This window comes from Pantoea sp. GbtcB22, from assembly GCF_019091025.1.
In the GTDB taxonomy this organism is placed as follows: domain Bacteria; phylum Pseudomonadota; class Gammaproteobacteria; order Enterobacterales; family Enterobacteriaceae; genus Pantoea; species Pantoea leporis.
The window spans coordinates 37,434-56,055 of the sequence record NZ_JAGXKB010000001.1 but is presented as its reverse complement, the minus strand read 5'-3'; the positions used below and the strand labels follow the sequence as shown (position 1 = coordinate 56,055).

Genomic DNA, 18,622 nt, shown 5'->3' with positions numbered 1-18,622 from the left:
GTACTATAAAAAAAACTTCGCAGCACGGTTCAGGGAAGAGTCATGATGGCGCATGGACAACTATCGCCAATCTGCTGAGCAGAATAAAAAAGTGTCTTTGGAAATTTCTCTCGTACCGCAAACGCGTATTCATCGTTGATTTAAACGGATAACAAATTGGTGAGGGTCGCTATAATGCCAACGATTATTATGGATTCATGTAATTACACACGCCTGGGTTTGTCTGACTATATGTCTGCGAAAGGAGTTAAAAAGAAAAATATTACTCCTGTCTCGGATATCGACCAATTGCAACAAAGATGTGAGCAAATTAAGCCGGGCGTTGTGTTTATCAACGAAGAGTGCTTTATTCACGAATCTGATTCCAGCGATCGTATTCGTGCTATTATCATGCAGCATCCTGATACCTTATTCTTTATTTTCATGGCGATCTCGAATATCCATTTTGAGGAATATCTCTACGTTCGTAAGAACCTGATTATTACATCAAAATCGATAAAAACTTCGACGTTGGATTCGTTATTAGGCACCTATTTGCAAAAGAAACTCAACGCTTCGCCGCGTATTTCTGCCGGGCTCGACGTGCATCCACTGACATTAAGTCAGACTGAATCAAATATGCTGAAAATGTGGATGTCAGGTCATGACACCATTCAGATATCTGAGAATATGCAAATTAAAGCCAAAACCGTATCGTCACATAAAGGTAATATTAAACGTAAAATTAAAACCCATAATAAGCAGGTTATTTATCATGTCGTCCGTTTGACTGATAATGTCACCTCAGGGATTTATGTTAACGTGCGATAATTACCTACAGTGAATAAAAGGGCTGATCATCTGATTGGCCCTTTTCACGTTTTGAGAGTTTGATCCCACTTTCCTGCCTAATCCTTTCTCCCTGCCTGCCGATGCTTATTCTCATAACACCTACCTACATGAGAGCAAGGATATGAAAACAGCATCGATTGATGAGCAATATAAGCTCAGCATCTGGCAGAACCTGCGCCTGATGCCTTTGTTCAGTATGATCTTTGGTGGCATTCTGCTGCTTTTTGCCCTGTGCATTGGACTCGCCAGCTACTTTTTGATTCAGAGTAATAATTCCCTAAACGATGCCACCGAAGAAATCCAAATTCGTATGGGTATCTCTAACAGTTCTAACCATCTGCGTACTGCGCGACTCAATGTGCTGCAATCCGGTGCAGCCGCTCGTATTGGTGAAATGGATGGTTATCGTGCCGATTTAGCGCGCACCGAGACGCGTATTAAACAAGCGCGCGAAGGTTTTAAACTCTATATGGATCGCAAGGCTAAAACGCCGGCGGATATTGCCCTCGATGAACCGCTGACCGCCAGCTTCAATGCTTATATTGATAAAGGTCTCAAGCCGATGATTGAATCGGCTAAACAGGGCAGCTTCGAAGGCATTGTGGCGCAGGAAACTGACGTCACGCGCAAACTGGATGATGCCTACAACGCCGTGCTGCTGAAGGCGATTAAAATCCGTACTGACCGCGCCGAAGCGATTAATGCCGAAGCCGCGCATCAATCACGCATTGGCTTTATTGCTATGGCGGTGGCGTTTGCTGCCGCCTTGCTGCTGGTGCTGCTGACCTTCGTGTTCCTGCGTCGCGTGGTGATCACCCCGCTACGTCAGTCCGTTGATCGCATCGAGCGTATCGCGCAAGGCGATCTCACCGCGCCGGAACAAGCCTATGGCCGCAGCGAGATTGGTAGCTTGCTGCATAACCTGCAGCTGATGCAGGCCTCGCTGGTGCGTACCGTTGGTACGGTGCGAGAAGGCGCGGTAGCGATTTATCAGGGTTCCAGCGAGATTTCCGCCGGTAACACCGATCTCTCATCACGTACTGAAGAGCAGGCCTCCGCGCTGGAGCAAACCGCCGCCAGCATGGAGCAGCTCACCGCCACGGTGAAACAGAACGCCGAGAACGCCCATCACGCCAGCCAGCTGGCCGCCGATGCCTCAGGCAAAGCGCGCAGCGGTGGCGATCTGGTGAGCGGCGTGGTGCAAACCATGAACAATATTTCTGGCAGCTCGAAAAAGATTGCCGAGATCACCAACGTCATCAACAGCATCGCCTTCCAGACCAACATTCTGGCGCTGAATGCTGCGGTGGAAGCGGCGCGTGCCGGTGAGCAAGGCCGTGGTTTTGCCGTGGTGGCCAGCGAAGTACGTAACCTGGCGCAACGCAGTGCGCAGGCGGCGAAAGAGATTGAAACGCTGATTGCTGAATCGGTGGGTTTGATCACCAACGGTTCACGCCAGGTCGGCGAAGCCGGTAATACCATGGGCGAGATTGTTGAAGCGGTGCGGCGCGTGACGGACATTATGGCTGAGATTGCCGCCGCGTCGGATGAGCAGAGCCGTGGCATCCAGCAGGTGAGCCTGGCGGTGACCGAGATGGATAACGTGACGCAGCAGAACGCCTCGCTGGTTGAGGAAGCCTCTTCGGCAGCGGCTTCGCTGGAAGATCAGGCCGGCAGATTGACGCAGGCGGTGGCGGTGTTCCGTTTGAATGACGCGCCGGTGGCGCACGTGGCTAAAGCGGCGCAGTCTGCGTTGCGTACGCCAAATCTGGCGCCGCGTCCTGCATTGGCGACGTCAGGGAATGATAACTGGGAGACGTTTTGATTTGAGGTAGTGTGCGGTATCCCCTACTCCGGCCCTCTCCCACATGTGGGCGAAGGAGTGGATGGTGCGCCGATCTTTCCCCTCTCCCGCTTGCGGGAGAGGGTTAAGGTGAGGGAAAATTAATCAAGCCTCTTCATACGGCTCCACAAAAACCCCTTCAGCATGATCGCTTTCATTAAAGAACCAAATCCCCAGCGGGTAATCTTCTAACGCCACCAGATACATGATGCCTTCATTGAATGCTTCCACTGCCAGCACCGTACCCACACGGCGCGGGCCGCCGTCGGTTTTAACCGTAACGCGATCGTTCACCTTCATTGATTACTCTCCACAAATTGTCCTGCGACACAGTTTAACGGAAGATAATCAACACTGCCTGATCGCGATCAGCGTCGGGCGATAACCCACACCGCATGTATGATGCCCGGAATGTAGCCGCACAGCGTCAGCAGAATGTTGAGCCAGAAAGCCCCACCAAAACCGACTTGCAAGAATACGCCCAGTGGTGGAACCAAAATGGCGATGACAATACGTAAAAAGTCCATATTCACTCCCTGATATCACTTAACAATCAATCGCTAAGCATAGTCGCTGTTACGCACTGTGCATTTAAAGGCAGGTAAAACTCTGTCAAGATGCGCTTTTTCGCTTTCTTAACGTTTCGCAGAGAGACTTTTGACGCAGCCTGCTCGTACACTTCTCGGTACTGCACCAACCCCAAAGGCGCAGTCAACCTAAAAGTAACAAGGATTTTTGCCCGCGCAGCGCGGGCTTTTTTTTGCCTGCCATTTGCCCTCCGCGCCCTCTTTTCACCAACGACTATACTGGTGTAGATCCGATTGCCTCCGTGAGGCCGCCATGACCACTGCAAAAGAGTACAGCGAGAGAGTTCAGCGCGAAGTGAATGTCGATGTTGATGCGTTGCTGGAAGCGATTCAGAAGAGAACGTCGGGCGAGGTAAAAGAGTTTATGGAAGCCGAAGACGCGCATCGCGTTACGGTAAATGGCGCAGCCTATGACTCTTACTCCGAGCTAGCGGAAGCTTTCGAACTCGACATTCGCGACTTCGCCAGCAGCGAAGTTAACCGCTGAAATCGATTTCAAAAAAATACCCGGCGGGATGGCCGGGTAAAGTAAATCAGTAAGTTCGTTACACCAGGGAATTCTTAACACCCTGTCAGATTACGCCTTAGTCTGATTAAGACAAGACTCATCCCTGCATGTAAATCGAACAATTTTGTATAAGCATTCATGTGAATCGTCCTACACGCCGCGTCACTGCTGGTTTCAGCTGTGCACGAAATGTGCATCGCGCCTTCCGTCACGTTTGCCATTTAAGAATTATCCTGGATGTCGCTGGCCGGGTCGCGGGAAAAAGTGTGATCGCGATTCCGCTATTATACTGATTACTCTTCGCTTTACGGATGCCACTGGCGTAAGGAGTGTGATGATGCTGAGTCTTAACTCTTCCCTAATGATCATTACCGATCTCGATGGCTCATTGCTGGATCATCATGACTATAACTGGGATGCGGCCAGTGAATGGCTGGCGCGTCTGAAACAACATCAGATCCCGCTGGTGATTTGTTCCAGCAAAACGGCGGCCGAAATTATTCCGCTACAAAAGAAGTTAGGCATTGTCGGTGCACCCTTTATTGCTGAAAACGGTGCGCGTGTGGTGTTGGGCGGTGAATACACGCCGCCGATCGAAACCAGCGCCAGCTATAATGCGCTGTGCCAGACGCTGCAAGCGTTGCAGGCACGATTTCGCTTCAACGGCTTTCATGAATTTAGTGATGCCGAAGTCGCACGCTTTACCGGTTTAACCCTTGCCGAAGCCAGCCAAAGCCGCCTACGCGAAGCGTCGGAAGTGGTGTTGTGGCGCGATGACGAACAGCGTTTACCGGAATTCCGCGCGGCGCTGGCCGAACACAATCTGGCGTTAACCCAGGGCGGGCGTTTCTGGCATGTGATGCCCGCCGGCACCGGCAAAGGTATCGCGCTGGCGGACATTCAGCAGCATCTCGCCGCGCAGGAAGGAGAAGCGCGCACCACAATCGGCCTGGGCGATGGTCCCAACGATGTGCCGATGCTGGAGCGCGTTGATTATGCCGTGGTGATAAAAGGCTTCAGTAAAACGCCGGTGGCGTTGCAACGCACCGATACTGAGAACGTTTACCACACCGCGCACGTCGGTCCGCAGGGCTGGCGTGAAGGTCTGGACTATTTTCTTGCGCCGAATGAGTAACGGCCTTTAACCAAAAGGATGAGACGATGAGTGATTTTTACCAGAATGGTGTCATTACTAATTTCCATAATCTCACCCACCGCAGCGTCGAATCGCTGGAAAAAGAGATGGTGCGCTTCTCACGCAAACGCAAAATGGGGCTGATTTTGCCGTCGCTGTTCTCGGAACTGGAAGGCCCGGCGCTGGATAATATCGTTAACGAACTGGCGAAGGTACCTTACCTGGAGGAGATTGTGATTGGCCTCGACCGCGCCGATCGCGACCAGTTTCTGTTTGCGCGTGAGTTCTTCTCCCGCCTGCCGCAGCGCCATCGCATTTTGTGGAATGACGGGCCGCGCTTGAAAGCGCTGGATGCCGAACTGGATAAAGAGGGTTTATCGCCGAGCCAACCCGGCAAAGGGCGCAATGTGTGGTTCTGTACTGGCTACACGCTGGCTTCCGACCGCACTCAGTGCGTGGCGCTGCACGACTGCGATATCGTCACCTATGAACGCGGCATGCTGGCGCGTTTGCTCTATCCGCTGGCCAATCCGTCGTTTCAGTATGAGTTCTGCAAAGGTTTTTATGCGCGCGTCGCCGACGGCAAGCTGAATGGCCGCGTTGGGCGTTTGCTGGTCGGTCCGCTGCTGCGCTCCTTGCAGAAAGTCTACGGTCACTCGGAATATCTCGATTACCTCACCAGCTTCCGCTATCCGCTCTCTGGCGAGTTTGCCATGCGCACGCATGTGCTCAACGGCATCAAGATTCCTGGCGATTGGGGATTAGAGATTGGCGTGCTGTCGGAGATTTATCGTAACTACACCACGCGTCAGACCTGCCAGGTTGAGATCGCCGATAACTACGACCACAAGCATCAGCCGCTGGCCGAAGATGATGGTACCGGCGGATTGAAACGCATGAGCAATGACATCGTGCAGTCGCTGCTGCGTAAGCTGGCCACCATGGGCGTGCCGCTCACCAGCGATTCGTTCCGGGTGTTGAAAGCCACTTACTACCGTAATGCGCTGGACATGATGGAGATCTACAACCACGAAGCCACCATGAACGGCCTCAAGTTTGATCAGCACATTGAGGAAGCGGCGGTAGAAATGTTCACTCAGGCGATTCTCGATGCCGGACAAGCCTTTATTGAGCGTCCGAATGAGAAACCCTTTATTCCCAGCTGGAGTCGCGTGCAATCGGCTTTTCCGGATATTCTGCAGCGGATTTATCAGGCGGTGGAAGAGGATAACGACGGCAAGGTGTAATGCAGGGTTGAACCACATTCGGGACGACGGGTATCGTCCCGAATGTGTTTAACTGGCCAGCTGTTGCGCGCTCGATACGTGACTGAGTTCATCACTGCGAAACGCCTCACGTCGCACGCTGTAACCATCATACCAACGACACTCTACCATTCCGCTGGCATAGCCGGTGACCACCATGGTGGGTCCGCCCTGTTTGTGCTGAACTTCGTCACTGATTGCAAAGATCATACCGCACCTCCCTCTTTCATCGTTAAATGACCGAATTTAGGTATAGCAGCTGTGACCGATTTTTTCCTATACGATTAATCTATTACTGCTACTAAATCAGAATAAGCAGTTAAAAACTCTGTAAATAAAAAAAGCCGACAAAATTTATTGTCGGCTTTGATAGCACGTCCTGGACAGGAAAATTAGATTTTGCAGCCTTCGCAATCCGCTTCGTCGCTGATATCCGCAGGCACTTCGTTGGCTTTTTCTGCCGCTTTGGCTTCAGCCTGTTCCAGCTGTGCATCGATATCAAATTCAAACATATCGTCGTTCATCATCGTTCTCCTGACCGTGATTAAAAATTTACAGCGCTTTATAACTGCTAGCCGCGCAGCTTAGCAATCAGATTTACGCCCAACAGCACGATCGACCCAATGATAAAGCCGATCACCAGATTGGCGCCGTTGCTCAGCAGTGCCGAGACCAAACCGTTGAATCCGGCGCTGTATTCCGTAATGGCGTGATGCAGCGGCGTGATGCCGTGCACCACAATGCCGCCACCAACCAAAAACATCGCCAGCGTGCCGACTAACGTTAAGGCTTTCATCAACCAGGGGGCAAAGGCCAGCAATACGCCGCCAATGGCCTGCGCGACCGTGGAAGATTTCTCTTTTAACCAAAAGCCCAAATCGTCAATTTTAACAATCATCGCCACGATGCCGTACACGCCAATGGTCACCAGAATGGCGACACCGGCGAGAATCAGCACCTGATTCAGCAGCGGCGCCTCTGAGACGATGCCCAGCGTGATGGCGACAATCTCCGCCGAGAGGATAAAGTCAGTGCGCACTGCGCCTTTTACTTTGTCCTTTTCAAACGCCCGCGGATCCTGCTGCGCCAGTTTGTCGAGACGCTGCTGACGCGCCTCCGGACTCTGCTCGGCCTTATCGTGATTGAGGCTATGCAGCACTTTCTCCACGCCTTCGTAGCAGAGATAGGCACCGCCAATCATCAGCAGCGGCGTAATCAACCAGGGCGCAAACGCCGAGATCAATAACGCCAGCGGCACCAGAATGAATTTATTAAGAAAGGAGCCTTTTGCAACGCTCCATACAACGGGCAATTCACGGTTGGCTTTGACACCGCTAACCTGCTGCGCATTCAGCGACAGATCGTCACCCAATACGCCTGCGGTCTTCTTTGCCGCAACTTTGCCCATGACCGAGATATCGTCGAGCAGTGTTGCAATATCATCCAGAAGGGTGAGTAAACTGGTTCCTGCCAAAGTGGTATTCCTTATTATTCCGGTTCGTGATCCTGACAACAGGGGCAACGCTCAATCGCCGTTACTGACATATCGGCGATGCCGGCACAGTCCCATTCGACGCGTAACGGCCCCGTCAGATCCCCGGCGTGCAAATACTTGCTCACTGGACTTTCCGTCATGCCGCTGATCTCTTCGGTGGCTACCAGCCGGTCGCCAAGATAAATGCGCGCCGTGGCTTGGGTTGTCACCATCCGCTCATCGCGGAGTTGATACAGGCGCTTAACGGTAAGTTTGATGCTGCTCATGGCTCAATTCCGCGTCCCAGAGAAAAGGGAGATCTAAACTGTTATAGCGGCTAAAAGCAACAATCTCGCACTATTCAACGCGATAGTGATGCAAGCCCTGATGGTCGATTTCGCTGCTGTCGGTTGCGGCCAGCAGCCACTCTTCTAAACGTTCAATCAGCGCGCTGTCCTGCAGCTGCAGTTTGCCGCGCAGCGCGCACTCCCAAACAATCAGTACTTTCCAACCTCCTTCGCGCAGTTGTTCGACGTAACGCCGGTCGCGCTCAACGTTACTGTTAATTTTGCCACTCCAAAATTCGGTGCGCGTGGCCGGCATTTTGAATAAGTAGCAGTGATGTCGATGCCAGAAGCAGCCATGAACAAAGATAATCGCTTTCTCGGCGGGCAGGACAAAATCCGGGCGGCCCGGTAGCGCTTTATCCTGTACGCGATAGGTGAAGCCGCGATCTTTGAGAATCAACGCAATACGCTGTTCAATCGCGGTATCCTGATTGCGAATCGCGCGCATGTTTTTGCTGCGAATGGCTTGCGAGTGAACGTCTGCCATGGCGTCTCCTTGTATTAGCGCTTCTACAACTTTAGCGGTTTAAGCCAAAAGCGAAAGCACACCGCACGCCAATTTCCTCGTTGCGTGATGAGTGTTAGCATAGCCGCTTCACTGTTAAGGAAAAACGCATGCTCGCTATCGACCCCGTCTCGCCCTCCCCGTTAACCGCCGATCAGGATGACGCGACGTCGCTGTTACTGCAGGTGCTCGATATCTATGCCGCACGCGATGTGGTTATCACCTTAACTGAAGCCGGTGGCCGCGACTGGAGCGTGCCGCGTTTGAATCGCATCCGCGCCGGTAAAAGTGCCGCGCCGGCGCTCTCCAGCCGCGAAGTGGCCAGCCTGCAGGCCTTGCTGCCGCAGCGTCCGGCGCACTATGACGACGCCAAATTCCAGTTTGTCGATCTGTTTGCCGGTATCGGCGGCATTCGTCGTGGCTTCGAGCAGATTGGCGGTCAATGCGTGTTCACCAGCGAATGGAATAAAGAAGCGGTGCGCACCTATAAAGCCAATCTGTATAGCGATCCACAGTTGCATCACTTCAACAGTGATATTCGTCTGGTAACGCAGCCCGCGGGCATCAGCGATGAGCAGGCAATTTATCAGCATATCGATCGCACCATTCCCGATCATCAGGTGCTGCTGGCCGGTTTTCCTTGTCAGCCCTTCTCGCTGGCGGGCGTGAGCAAGAAGAATGCGTTGGGTCGCGCGCACGGTTTTGAGTGCGAAGCGCAAGGCACGCTATTCTTCGATGTGGCGCGCATTTTGGCCGCCAAGAAGCCGCCGTTCTTCGTGCTGGAGAACGTGAAAAACCTTAAGAGCCACGATAAAGGCCGCACCTTCGCCATCATTATGGCCACGCTGGATGAACTCGGTTATGACGTGGCCGATGCCAATGACGGCGGTTTGCCGGATGCGAAAATTATCGATGCGCGCCATTTCCTGCCGCAGCATCGTGAGCGTATCGTGCTGGTGGGCATTCGCCGTGATAGCGGGCTCAGCAACGGCTTTTCGTTGCGCGCCCTGCCCGCGCTCTATCCGCAAAAGGTGCCGTCGTTACACAGCCTGCTGGAATCCGAGCCGGAAGCAAAATACACGCTATCGCCCACGCTGTGGAACTATCTGTATCAATACGCAAAAAAGCATAAAGCCAAAGGTAACGGCTTCGGCTTTGGCCTTAACGATCCGCGTAATCTGAACATTTGCGTGCGTACTTTATCGGCGCGCTACTACAAAGATGGTTCGGAAATCCTCATCGATCGCGGCTGGGATTACGCGCAAGGCGAAGCAGATTTCCAGCAGGCGGAGAATATGGCGCGCCGTCCGCGTCGTTTAACGCCGCGCGAATGTGCCCGCCTGATGGGTTTTGAAGCGCCGGGCGAGGCCAAACTGCGCATTCCGGTTTCCGATACGCAGGCCTACAAGCAGTTCGGCAACTCGGTAGTGGTGCCGGTATTTACTGCGGTGGCGCAACTGTTATTGCCGCTGATTGAACAGTACGCCGCGCAAAAGGCGTAGCGATTCAGGACCACAATTTTATTTAGGGCCGCGCTTTATGCTGTTTTTCGCCTAATCGCGCCCGCTGTCACCAAACTGTCACGCGTGCTGCCAATACTCCTGTTTTATTTTTTGGAGGCGTGTGATGTCACTCCTGTCTGTTATCACTCTGCCGCTGCGGTTACGCGCGCGGTTCTCCCCGCGTATTCCGCTGTGGCTCACCAGTTTACGTAGCCAGTTTTTGCTGTTCATTGCGCTGTTCTGCTTGCTGCAGTTTGCCGGCGTGCTGCTACTGAATACCCACGTTAACCAGACGCAAACCTCGTTGCAGCAGGCGAATCAACTGCGCGAACGTCTGGCCCTGCTGGATAAAGCGCGCATCGAACTGCTTACCGCCAGTGATAACAGCCATCGCGCCGGTATTTATCTGATGCAGGATCAACAAAGTGGCTCGGTGGATAGCTGGAAAAGTCTGGCGGCGGCAGCCGATGACTCGTTGAAGCATGCGCAACAACAGTTCGCCGCCTACCACGCCCATGCGGATAGCCCGCTGGCGCAAGGCTTCGCCATGCTGGCAGCAGGATTGCAGGAGCAGCTGAAAGGATTAGCGGCCAACGACATCAACGCCTTTTTTATGGTACCGATGCAGGCGTTTCAGCAGCAGTTTAATGATGCGTGGTTCAGTGAAATCGAGCAGGCCAATCAGCAGCTCAGCAGCGTGAATCAAAACACCCTCAGCACGTTGAAGCAGAGCCGCAATCTGTCGCTGATGGTCAGCGCGGTGCTGATGGCGCTGTTAGTGCTGGCCTCCAGCCTGCTGATGCGCGGCGTATTGTTGCCGCTACGTCGCGCGAATGCGCAGCTGGAACAGATCGCCACCGGTGATCTGGTCGATGCGCAAAACCCTCCGCGTCGTCAGTCGCTGGAAACGCGCCAGCTGTTCCAGTCAATTGAGACCATGCGACGCGGCTTGCAGCAGATTGTGCGCGACATCAACACGGTGGCGGTCAGCGTGGCCGCCGGCGCAGAAGATATGCAGCAGCATAATGAGAAAGTGATGCAGCAACACCAGCAGCAAAATGCCAGCTTCCATCATCTGTCGCAGCGCTTAGATCGCGTCTCTGAAGAGGTGGAGATTGGTGCCCAGTTCTCGCAGCAGGCGACGCAGGAAGCGCAATCTGCCGATGCGTTGATGCGTAACTGCGCACTGGAAGTCGATAAGATGGAAATCCAGATGCAGCAAATTGTCACCGCGTCGGATGATATCGCCGGGATTGTTGGCATGCTGGATGACTTGTCGATGCAGACGCGTTTGTTGTCGCTAAATGCCGCGATCGAGTCGGCACATGCCGGCGCTTACGGCCGCAGTTTCTCGGTGGTCGCCAAAGAGATGGGTTTGCTCTCGCAGCAAAGCGGTGCCTCGACGCGCCAGATTGACGGATTGATTCAGCATACGCAGCAACATGTGCATGCTGGCTTCGATAAGGTGAAAGCGCTGGAGGTGCTGTTCGCGCAGATCAGCAGCGCGGTGTCTGGCGTGGTGACGCAGCTGAACGAGCTGCAGCAAAACAGTGCCGCGCAGAGTCATCGGGTAAAAAAGATTGCGCTGGAAGTGGTGGAGATGAGCGGACAGCTGCAGCAGAACGAAGCGCTTAACGCCCATCAGGTGCAATCGGCAGTGCAATTGCGCGCCTTATCGGACCGCCTGGCTCAGCGCGCGCAGCAGTTCCGTATTTAATCTGCAGGCATAAAAAAACCCGTCAGTGACGGGTTTTCTGCTTATTTCTTCTTCTTACTTTTCTTCAGCAGTGCACGAATCTGCTTCAGTTCCGCAGCGGAGAGCTGATCTTCCACCGCTTCCTGAGTATCCAGACTATCAATGGCCGGTTGCGCACCCGCATCTAAACTGGCCTGCAGGCGATTAACGATCTCCTGACTCATGGAGATTTGGTTATCGGCGGCTAACTGTTTGATGTGCTCTTTCAGTGCCGGGTCAATTTTGATGGTTAAGTTAACGGTCTCGGTCATTTTCATACTCCCTTTTGATTTACAACAACGTAGCGGAAGCAGATGAAACTTAACAGACTGTCATAAAAATTTAATATTACGAGTGTATGGGGCTGAAATCTCTTAACACCGATTCATCGATGGAGGTCAAATTGCCCTGCAGCTCGGCGCAAAGTTTGCCCATGTAGTGGACAAGAAAATCGGCGTTATGTTCCGCCAACAGGCGTCCAGCTTCGGTTTGCATGGTTTGCGGTAAACCCAATAGCTTTTTCTGGAAGTGATCCAAGGTCCACTTCACATCATCCAGTTCGCGATCCTTTCCTAACGGATCTTCGCTATCAAACAGCGGACGACCTAACGCGCCCGCCGTGTAGAAAACGCGCGCCAGGCCGATAGCACCTAATGATTCGAGACGATCGGCATCCTGCACGATTTTCGCTTCCAGCGTTTGCGGCGCGATACGCGCACTAAAGCTGTGAGCCTGCACCGCGTGCGCAACGGCATCCAGCCGTTCGAACGGGAAGTCGGGGAAATCTTGCTGCAGTATGCGGCGCGTCTCTTCCGCGGCATAAGTTGACGCTAAATGACGTTCGGGATGGTTTTTCGGCAGGTTGACCACATCGTGAAAATAGCAGGCGGTCATCACGACCATAGGATCGGCGTCGCTGTGCTGCATGATGCGCTTAGCACTCATCCAGACGCGGCGCAGGTGCGCGATATCGTGGGCTTTGTCGTCGTGCAGCCAGTTGAGCTGCAGCCAATTCTCGTAGCGTTGTTGCCAGTGAGTAAGTGACATCGTGCTTCTCCTGTTATTGCTGTTATCTACGTTCCTGCGGACATCATAGCGGCCTGGCCATGACACTTTTTTTACATCCGTCCAGGCGGTGCCAGGCGTAAAAATGAGATCCCGATCTTGTTATAACGCTGTTAACGCCGCTTGCACAGCAGCCATTGCGATTTCGGTATTTCCTTAGTGCGTTTTAGTTAAATAACTCTGTTCAATAGGTTTAATATATTCGCGTCATCAACAAATTTCGCTTTAGGGATAAATTCCAGTTATCTATGCTGATAAATGGGGCTTCTTAGAGGCAGATCAACACGGCATAATCTGAAAAGGTTCCCATAATGGCCTTTATAACGTACTGTATCTGGAAAATTTATGGCTTCTGATCCCTTGCAAAGTCCTTTTCAGCACACATTTTGCTTATGAACCATTTTTTACATCTAAAATTGCCAGAATAGCCTGATACTAAGTCGACAAATTATTAAGCAAACTGATTCAAACCCATTATGCTAGCTCTCACATCTACGGATGTTAGGGGATTCTTCGCAGTTTCCGGGTTTGTGACACATTAAGAGGTATGCAATGAAAGAACGGCCGATTCTTTTTTCCGAACAGCGGGTACGCGCCCTGCTGGTTGGCCAGCAAACGCAGACCCGGCGCATTATGAAAACTCAAGCCTTTGGTCCGGGTCAGGATCATCATGAAGGGGTACACGCATTTGATGTCAGTGCCAATCATCTGCACGGCTATAAATTGATGTCGATGACCGATGTCAGTTCGCACTGCCCATTTGGTCAGGCGGGCGATGGTTTGTGGGTACGTGAAACCTGGCGCGGCCCGATCGTGCCGGAGGCGATGCTGGCGGATTACGAACGCGATCCTCTGCCGTTCCGCAATGCGGCTTACTGCCAATATCGCGCTGACAGCAATGAATTGGGACAGCTGGATGAGAATATGCAGAATGCCGAGCAGTTTGGCTGGCAAACCGCGATTCATATGCCGCGCTGGGCCAGCCGCATCGACCTGCAAATCACCTCGGTGCGAGCCGAGAAGATTCAGGACATTAGTGAAGATGACATCATGGCGGAAGGCGTGCAGACCGATTCGCACTTCCTGAATAACTTCTTCACCATGAATATGAATTCCGAATCGCCAAAAGAAGCCTACCGCAAAGCGTGGCAGAAACAGTACGGCGCCACCAGCTGGGAAGTGAACCCGTGGGTTTGGGTGATCGCGTTCCAGCGGGTTGAACGATAAGACGTCCCCTCCCCCTAACCCTCTCCCGCGGGCGGGCGAGGGAACCGTTCTTAGCGATGTAGAAGTTTGGGGGATCACGTGAAGATTTGCACAGCAAGCTCCCTCTCCCGCCTGCGGGAGAGCGTTGGTGTGAAGGCAAACTTACTTTGCCGCTTTGCCACGCCAATCACAGACAAATCCCCCATTAACTGGTTGAATCTCCGGCTTTGATTCCGCGCTGGTAATTTCCCCTTTGCCGCGCCAGGATACTGTTTTCGTCTGAAGAGTGAGTGACGCAATGTTCAAATGGCCGTGGCATGCGCAAATAGAGACTTCAGTACTGGCGCTGCCCTGGCAACAGGCGCTGGCGCAGCCGATCTTTTCACTGCTCGATCCTGATGAAAAAACCGCGCTGGTTACGCTGGCGCAACGCTTCCTGCAGCAGAAAAAAATCTCGCCGCTGCAAGGCCTGCAACTCGATGAACTATTACTGACGCGTCTGGCGCTGCTGTTCTGTTTGCCAGTGTTGAAGCTCGGTCTCGTATGGCTTGATGGCTTTCATGAAGTGCTGATCTATCCTGAACCTTTCAATGTCGACAATCGCTGGGAAGATGATAACGGCCTGGTGCATCACGCGCCGGTGGTGCACGCTGGACAAAGCTGGACGCAAGGTCCGGTGGTGCTGAATGCGCTGGATATTCAGGATTCGCTCGATCTCTCCGGTTTTAACCTGGTGATCCACGAAGTGGCGCATAAACTCGATGCGCGCGGCAGCGGCTATACCAGCGGCATTCCGGTGATGGCGCTGCGCGATGTCGCCAGTTGGGAGAAAGATCTGCTGCAGGCAATGGCGGAGATTGAAGCGGAAGTTGAGTTAGTCGGTGAACAGGCGGCGACCATCGATCCTTACGCCGCCAGCGATGCGGCTGAATGTTTTGCGGTGCTGTCGGAGTATTTCTTCAGCGCACCGGATTTACTGGCTAACCGTTTCCCGGCGATGTATCGCCATCTGCAGCAGTTCTATCGTCAGGCCCCCCTGGCGCGACTGGCGATGCTAACAGCAGAACCTGCTTAAATCGCGATCGCTTTGTACTAATGCTAGCCAGTTGAATACAAATGTGTTTTAAGCTGTTGACACCTGCAAGGGGCGCAATTAATATTCGCCTCGTTCACACGATTCCTCTGTAGTTCAGTCGGTAGAACGGCGGACTGTTAATCCGTATGTCACTGGTTCGAGTCCAGTCAGAGGAGCCATATTTAGAGAAGCCCGCTTAGGAAACTAAGCGGGCTTTTTGCTTTTACACTTCCGTCCAGCCGCGCAGCAGGTTGTGATACATGTTCAGCAGCGACAACAGCTCTGCGCTATCACCGTGACGCGCTTTGAGGCTTTGAATATTGCGATCCAGCTCGAACAGCATGGCACGCTGTTTATCGTCGCGCACCATCGACTGAATCCACAGGAATGAAGCGACGCGCGCACCCTGGGTAACTGGCGTGACGCAATGCAGGCTGCTCGACGGATACAGCACCAGATGGCCCGCTGGCAGTTTCACCTTGTGCTGACCATACGTGTCTTCAATCACCAACTCGCCACCTTGGTAGCTTTCAGGTTCGCTGAGGAACAGCGTGGCGGAGAGATCGGTTCGCATCCAGCCCGCCGCGCCGTTATGGCGTACCGCGCCATCGACATGAAAACCGTAGGTTTCGCCCTGCTCATAACGGTTAAACAGCGGTGTGGAAATCGATCGTGGTAATGCAGCGGAAAAGAACAGCGGGTTGTTGTTCAGGGCCTGCATCACCGCGGTTTGCAGCTGATCGTACAGTGGCGTGCGGGTATCGATCTGCTGATTGTTTTTCACCGTCGCGCCCTGGCTGCCGACCGTCGCCCTTCCGTCGATCCATTCGGCCTGTTGCAGCAGCGTGCTAAAACTCGCTACCTCTTCCGGCGTCAGTACAGCAGGAATGTGATACATCATCGCGTTGTTCTCTCAAAAATTGTGGGGCGCGCACGCCCCACGACGTTAACTTAGAAGTGCACGTTTGCCGTCAGCAGGAAAGTCCGTGGCTCGCCCGGATGGTAGCGATAACCGCTCTTGTTGATTGAGGCAACATAGTTGGTATCGAATAGGTTGTACACGTTGAGCTGCAGATCGAGGTTGTTGTTCACCTTGTAGCCCAGTTTGGCATCGGCGACCCAATAACCTTCGGTGTGATCCGGCGTACCGACCGCACCATCGCTGCCGCGACGCAGGCTGCCCACATAACGCGCACCGGCACCGACTGAAAGCGCATCGGTTGCCTGATAGTTGGTCCACAATGTAAAGGCGTGCTTCGGCGTGTAAGCCAGCGCAGAAGATCCATCCTGCGATACGCTATCCCCTTCGGTCACTGACGCATGCTGCAGGGTATAGCCGGCGATCACTTCCCAATCTGGCGTGATGTTACCGGTGGCTGAGAGCTCATAACCTTCCACACGTTTTTTACCGGCTTGCGAATAGGTGCCGTCGTCATTAGCGGTGACCTCATTTTCAATATCGGTACGGAACAGCGCAGCATTCAGCAACAGACGTTTATCCAGCACCTGCCATTTAGTGCCCACTTCACTGGACTTGGCTTTCTGCGGTTTGAAGTCAGTGCGGTTGGCGCTGTTGCCGGTGCCGCCCGCGGCCAGTGCAAAGCTGCTGCCGCCTGGCGGTTGCTGAGAAATGGCATAGTTAACATAGACGTTGCCCTGCTCGGTCAGACGATAAAGCGCACCGGCTTTCCAGTTCACCAGATTGCCCGATTTTGCGGTATCCACGGTGGTAACCGGCGTATTGCGCGGCACGCCAGCTGGGCACGTCAACGCACCGCGTCCGGTGCCGCCACAGGCGGTCGCGCTGTCATACTCAGTGTGATAGTTATCGAGACGAATGCCGCCGTTCAGCTCAAAACTTTTGGTTATCGCGAGCGTATCAAAGGCGTAAATGCCTGCGGTATCGGTTTGCCCGTTAGCATTGGCACCATTCCTGTCCAATCCACCCACCGAAATGCTGCTGATAGGATGGTAGATATTAACCGATCGCGGCGTAATCGCATTGACGCCGTAGTTGGTTTGATTTTCACGCGTAAACTCCACGCCCGCGCTGACATCGTGCCCAACCGAACCGGTGTAAAACTTCGAGGTGATGTTGGTTTGGTTGGAGAGAATGCGGTTGCTGATGTCTTTGGTGTTCGCCAGGCGCGACCAGCTCCAGCTATTCACATCGTTCCGGTTCGGGGCAGTGATATTGGTGGCGCCGCCCATCACTGCCGTCAGCAGATATTCCTGCTTCACGCGTGACCAACGCGTGGTGTTGCGGATGGTGGTGCTGTCGTTAATATCGTGCTCGAAGCGTATGGTGGCGCTGTCGGTGGTCGATTTATCAAAGTCAGAATCGGTGCCGTAATAGTTACTGGTCGCGACTTTGCCAGAATTGTTCAGTGCCGATGTCGCCGCATTTGGCGCCGAATAGCCCGGCAGGCCAATGGTTGGAATGCCGCCATCGGGCGTATTGTTTTGATGCACATGCAGATAGTTGAGGTACAAGCGCGTTGCAGTATCCAGACCCAACGCCAGCGATGGCGCCACGCCATAACGCTCGTTCTGCACGTTATCACGCGCCGCATCGTGAGTTTTCTCACCCATCAGATTGAGGCGGAACGCGGCGTTGTCGTTAATCGCCTGGTTGTAATCCAGCGTGCCGCGACGCATCCACGCGCTGCCAACGCTGACTGAGGCGTCGAGCCCGCTATCGAGGCGCGGCTGTTTGCTGATCATATTGATCGAACCTGACGGCGCGCTGCGTCCGTAATCGGTGCCCGATGGCCCTTTAATCACTTCAACCTGCTGAGTGTTGAAGGTATCGCGCGTCACGCTACCAATATCGCGAATACCATCAACGTAAATGCTGCTGGAGGTATCAATGCCACGCATATACACCGCATCACCGGTAGTAGAACTACCGTTTTCCCCCGCATAGAACGCGCCCACGCCCGGCACGTTTTTCAGCGCGTCAGTAAGATTGGTTACGCCCTGATCTTTAATCACCTGATCCGGAATCACCGTCATGGTGCGGGTGGTATCCACCAGCGGACGATTGAATTTCGGATCGGCAGATGCGTTGGGGGCATACAGCGATGGCGTATGCGCTTCAACCACTAAGGTATCGTCAGATTTTTTGTTGCCATTTTCTGCCGCTAATGCGGCAGCAGGAGAAATACCAATGCAAAGCCCGGTGAACAAGGTCAGGGAATTGAAGCTGCCAAACGGCAGGTTGCGATTTTTATCCATTTTTAAGGGAGTGAGTTTCTTGTAATGATTGACGCGCACATCACATCAGCGGATGGCCTGGCGCAGAAGCATTCCGGCGGCAAGGCGTTGAGCTGGCGTGACACCTAAATGATAACGCCAATGGTTATCATTTACTTTTCTATCTTACACGCACGCCGCGAGTTAGGAATACATTTCTTTACGAGAAAATTACGGAATCAAGACAATTGATAGAGAGTGTAAAAATCTGATGAATTTTTTTGAACGAAGGGTCAAATTTCAGGCATAAAAAAACCCGCTGGCTAGAGCGGGTTCTTTATTCAACAGC

20 protein-coding genes and 1 tRNA gene are annotated in these 18,622 nt (G+C 53.2%); 10 read left to right on the top strand and 11 right to left on the bottom strand.

Going from position 1 to position 18,622, the window contains the following annotated elements:
- The first annotated feature begins 174 nt into the window (after positions 1-174).
- Both rcsA and KVT28_RS00270 read left to right on the top strand, forming a co-directional pair.
- Positions 175-810, top strand: a complete 636-nt coding sequence (gene rcsA / locus KVT28_RS00275) for a transcriptional regulator RcsA (protein WP_008105413.1) — start codon at positions 175-177, stop codon at positions 808-810.
- A gap of 142 nt (positions 811-952) precedes the next feature.
- A complete protein-coding gene (locus KVT28_RS00270) occupies positions 953-2,656 on the top strand; it encodes a methyl-accepting chemotaxis protein (protein ID WP_137386044.1) in 1,704 nt (567 codons plus the stop codon).
- Positions 2,657-2,779: 123 nt separating this feature from the next.
- On the opposite strand, the gene dsrB is transcribed toward KVT28_RS00270, so the two are convergent.
- Complete coding sequence (gene dsrB / locus KVT28_RS00265; protein WP_101763947.1) at positions 2,780-2,974, bottom strand: protein DsrB; 195 nt, start codon at positions 2,972-2,974, stop codon at positions 2,780-2,782.
- A 68-nt stretch (positions 2,975-3,042) separates the two neighbouring features.
- Positions 3,043-3,201, bottom strand: coding sequence for a YqaE/Pmp3 family membrane protein (locus tag KVT28_RS00260; RefSeq protein WP_192411592.1), 159 nt, complete (start codon positions 3,199-3,201; stop codon positions 3,043-3,045).
- A 313-nt stretch (positions 3,202-3,514) separates the two neighbouring features.
- Here KVT28_RS00260 and yodD point away from each other — a divergent pair, with 313 nt between their 5' ends.
- The 3 genes from yodD to KVT28_RS00245 all read left to right on the top strand — a co-directional run bounded on the left by yodD (position 3,515) and on the right by KVT28_RS00245 (position 6,151).
- The gene (yodD, locus tag KVT28_RS00255; RefSeq protein WP_217546270.1) at positions 3,515-3,748 is read left to right on the top strand and encodes a DUF2525 domain-containing protein; all 234 of its coding nucleotides are present in this window, start codon (positions 3,515-3,517) and stop codon (positions 3,746-3,748) included.
- A gap of 358 nt (positions 3,749-4,106) precedes the next feature.
- The gene (locus KVT28_RS00250; protein WP_217547502.1) at positions 4,107-4,904 is read left to right on the top strand and encodes a mannosyl-3-phosphoglycerate phosphatase-related protein; all 798 of its coding nucleotides are present in this window, start codon (positions 4,107-4,109) and stop codon (positions 4,902-4,904) included.
- 26 nt (positions 4,905-4,930) lie between these two features.
- A complete protein-coding gene (locus KVT28_RS00245) occupies positions 4,931-6,151 on the top strand; it encodes a glycosyl transferase (RefSeq protein ID WP_101763945.1) in 1,221 nt (406 codons plus the stop codon).
- Between the two features lie 48 nt (positions 6,152-6,199).
- Here the strand turns inward: KVT28_RS00245 and KVT28_RS00240 are convergent, their stop codons facing one another.
- The 5 genes from KVT28_RS00240 to KVT28_RS00225 all read right to left on the bottom strand — a co-directional run bounded on the left by KVT28_RS00240 (position 6,200) and on the right by KVT28_RS00225 (position 8,477).
- On the bottom strand, positions 6,200-6,379 hold the full coding sequence (locus tag KVT28_RS00240) for a YodC family protein (protein WP_101763944.1): 180 nt from the start codon (positions 6,377-6,379) through the stop codon (positions 6,200-6,202).
- Positions 6,380-6,561: 182 nt separating this feature from the next.
- On the bottom strand, positions 6,562-6,696 hold the full coding sequence (locus KVT28_RS28125) for a hypothetical protein (RefSeq protein ID WP_255253243.1): 135 nt from the start codon (positions 6,694-6,696) through the stop codon (positions 6,562-6,564).
- A gap of 44 nt (positions 6,697-6,740) precedes the next feature.
- On the bottom strand, positions 6,741-7,643 hold the full coding sequence (locus KVT28_RS00235) for a DUF808 domain-containing protein (protein ID WP_101763943.1): 903 nt from the start codon (positions 7,641-7,643) through the stop codon (positions 6,741-6,743).
- A gap of 14 nt (positions 7,644-7,657) precedes the next feature.
- Positions 7,658-7,930, bottom strand: coding sequence for a hypothetical protein (locus KVT28_RS00230; RefSeq protein WP_008105433.1), 273 nt, complete (start codon positions 7,928-7,930; stop codon positions 7,658-7,660).
- Between the two features lie 70 nt (positions 7,931-8,000).
- Positions 8,001-8,477, bottom strand: a complete 477-nt coding sequence (locus KVT28_RS00225; protein ID WP_101763942.1) for a very short patch repair endonuclease — start codon at positions 8,475-8,477, stop codon at positions 8,001-8,003.
- 128 nt (positions 8,478-8,605) lie between these two features.
- On the opposite strand from KVT28_RS00225, the gene dcm reads away from it, so the two are divergent.
- Positions 8,606-9,997, top strand: a complete 1,392-nt coding sequence (dcm, locus tag KVT28_RS00220) for a DNA (cytosine-5-)-methyltransferase (protein WP_217546267.1) — start codon at positions 8,606-8,608, stop codon at positions 9,995-9,997.
- Positions 9,998-10,121: 124 nt separating this feature from the next.
- On the top strand, positions 10,122-11,714 hold the full coding sequence (locus tag KVT28_RS00215; protein ID WP_217546265.1) for a methyl-accepting chemotaxis protein: 1,593 nt from the start codon (positions 10,122-10,124) through the stop codon (positions 11,712-11,714).
- 41 nt (positions 11,715-11,755) lie between these two features.
- Here KVT28_RS00215 and KVT28_RS00210 read toward each other — a convergent pair whose 3' ends face one another.
- Positions 11,756-12,004, bottom strand: coding sequence for a hypothetical protein (locus tag KVT28_RS00210; protein WP_008105442.1), 249 nt, complete (start codon positions 12,002-12,004; stop codon positions 11,756-11,758).
- Between the two features lie 76 nt (positions 12,005-12,080).
- Positions 12,081-12,779, bottom strand: coding sequence for a phosphohydrolase (locus KVT28_RS00205; RefSeq protein ID WP_110868365.1), 699 nt, complete (start codon positions 12,777-12,779; stop codon positions 12,081-12,083).
- A gap of 570 nt (positions 12,780-13,349) precedes the next feature.
- On the opposite strand from KVT28_RS00205, the gene KVT28_RS00200 reads away from it, so the two are divergent.
- From KVT28_RS00200 to KVT28_RS00190, 3 genes are all read left to right on the top strand, one after another.
- Positions 13,350-14,024 carry a hypothetical protein gene (locus KVT28_RS00200; RefSeq protein ID WP_101763938.1) on the top strand — a complete coding sequence of 225 codons (675 nt, stop codon included), beginning with the start codon at positions 13,350-13,352 and terminating at the stop codon, positions 14,022-14,024.
- A gap of 277 nt (positions 14,025-14,301) precedes the next feature.
- Positions 14,302-15,078: a DgsA anti-repressor MtfA gene (gene mtfA, locus KVT28_RS00195; protein ID WP_217546263.1), complete on the top strand. Its 777-nt coding sequence runs from the start codon at positions 14,302-14,304 to the stop codon at positions 15,076-15,078.
- 103 nt (positions 15,079-15,181) lie between these two features.
- A tRNA-Asn gene (locus KVT28_RS00190) sits at positions 15,182-15,257 on the top strand.
- A 44-nt stretch (positions 15,258-15,301) separates the two neighbouring features.
- On the opposite strand, the gene ybiX is transcribed toward KVT28_RS00190, so the two are convergent.
- Both ybiX and KVT28_RS00180 read right to left on the bottom strand, forming a co-directional pair.
- Positions 15,302-15,979 (bottom strand): PKHD-type hydroxylase YbiX, encoded by a 678-nt coding sequence (gene ybiX / locus KVT28_RS00185; protein ID WP_101762795.1) that lies wholly within the window; start codon positions 15,977-15,979, stop codon positions 15,302-15,304.
- A gap of 50 nt (positions 15,980-16,029) precedes the next feature.
- Entirely contained in the window at positions 16,030-18,315 is a 2,286-nt protein-coding gene (locus KVT28_RS00180) for a catecholate siderophore receptor Fiu (RefSeq protein ID WP_217546260.1), read from the bottom strand.
- Positions 18,316-18,622 lie beyond the last annotated feature (307 nt).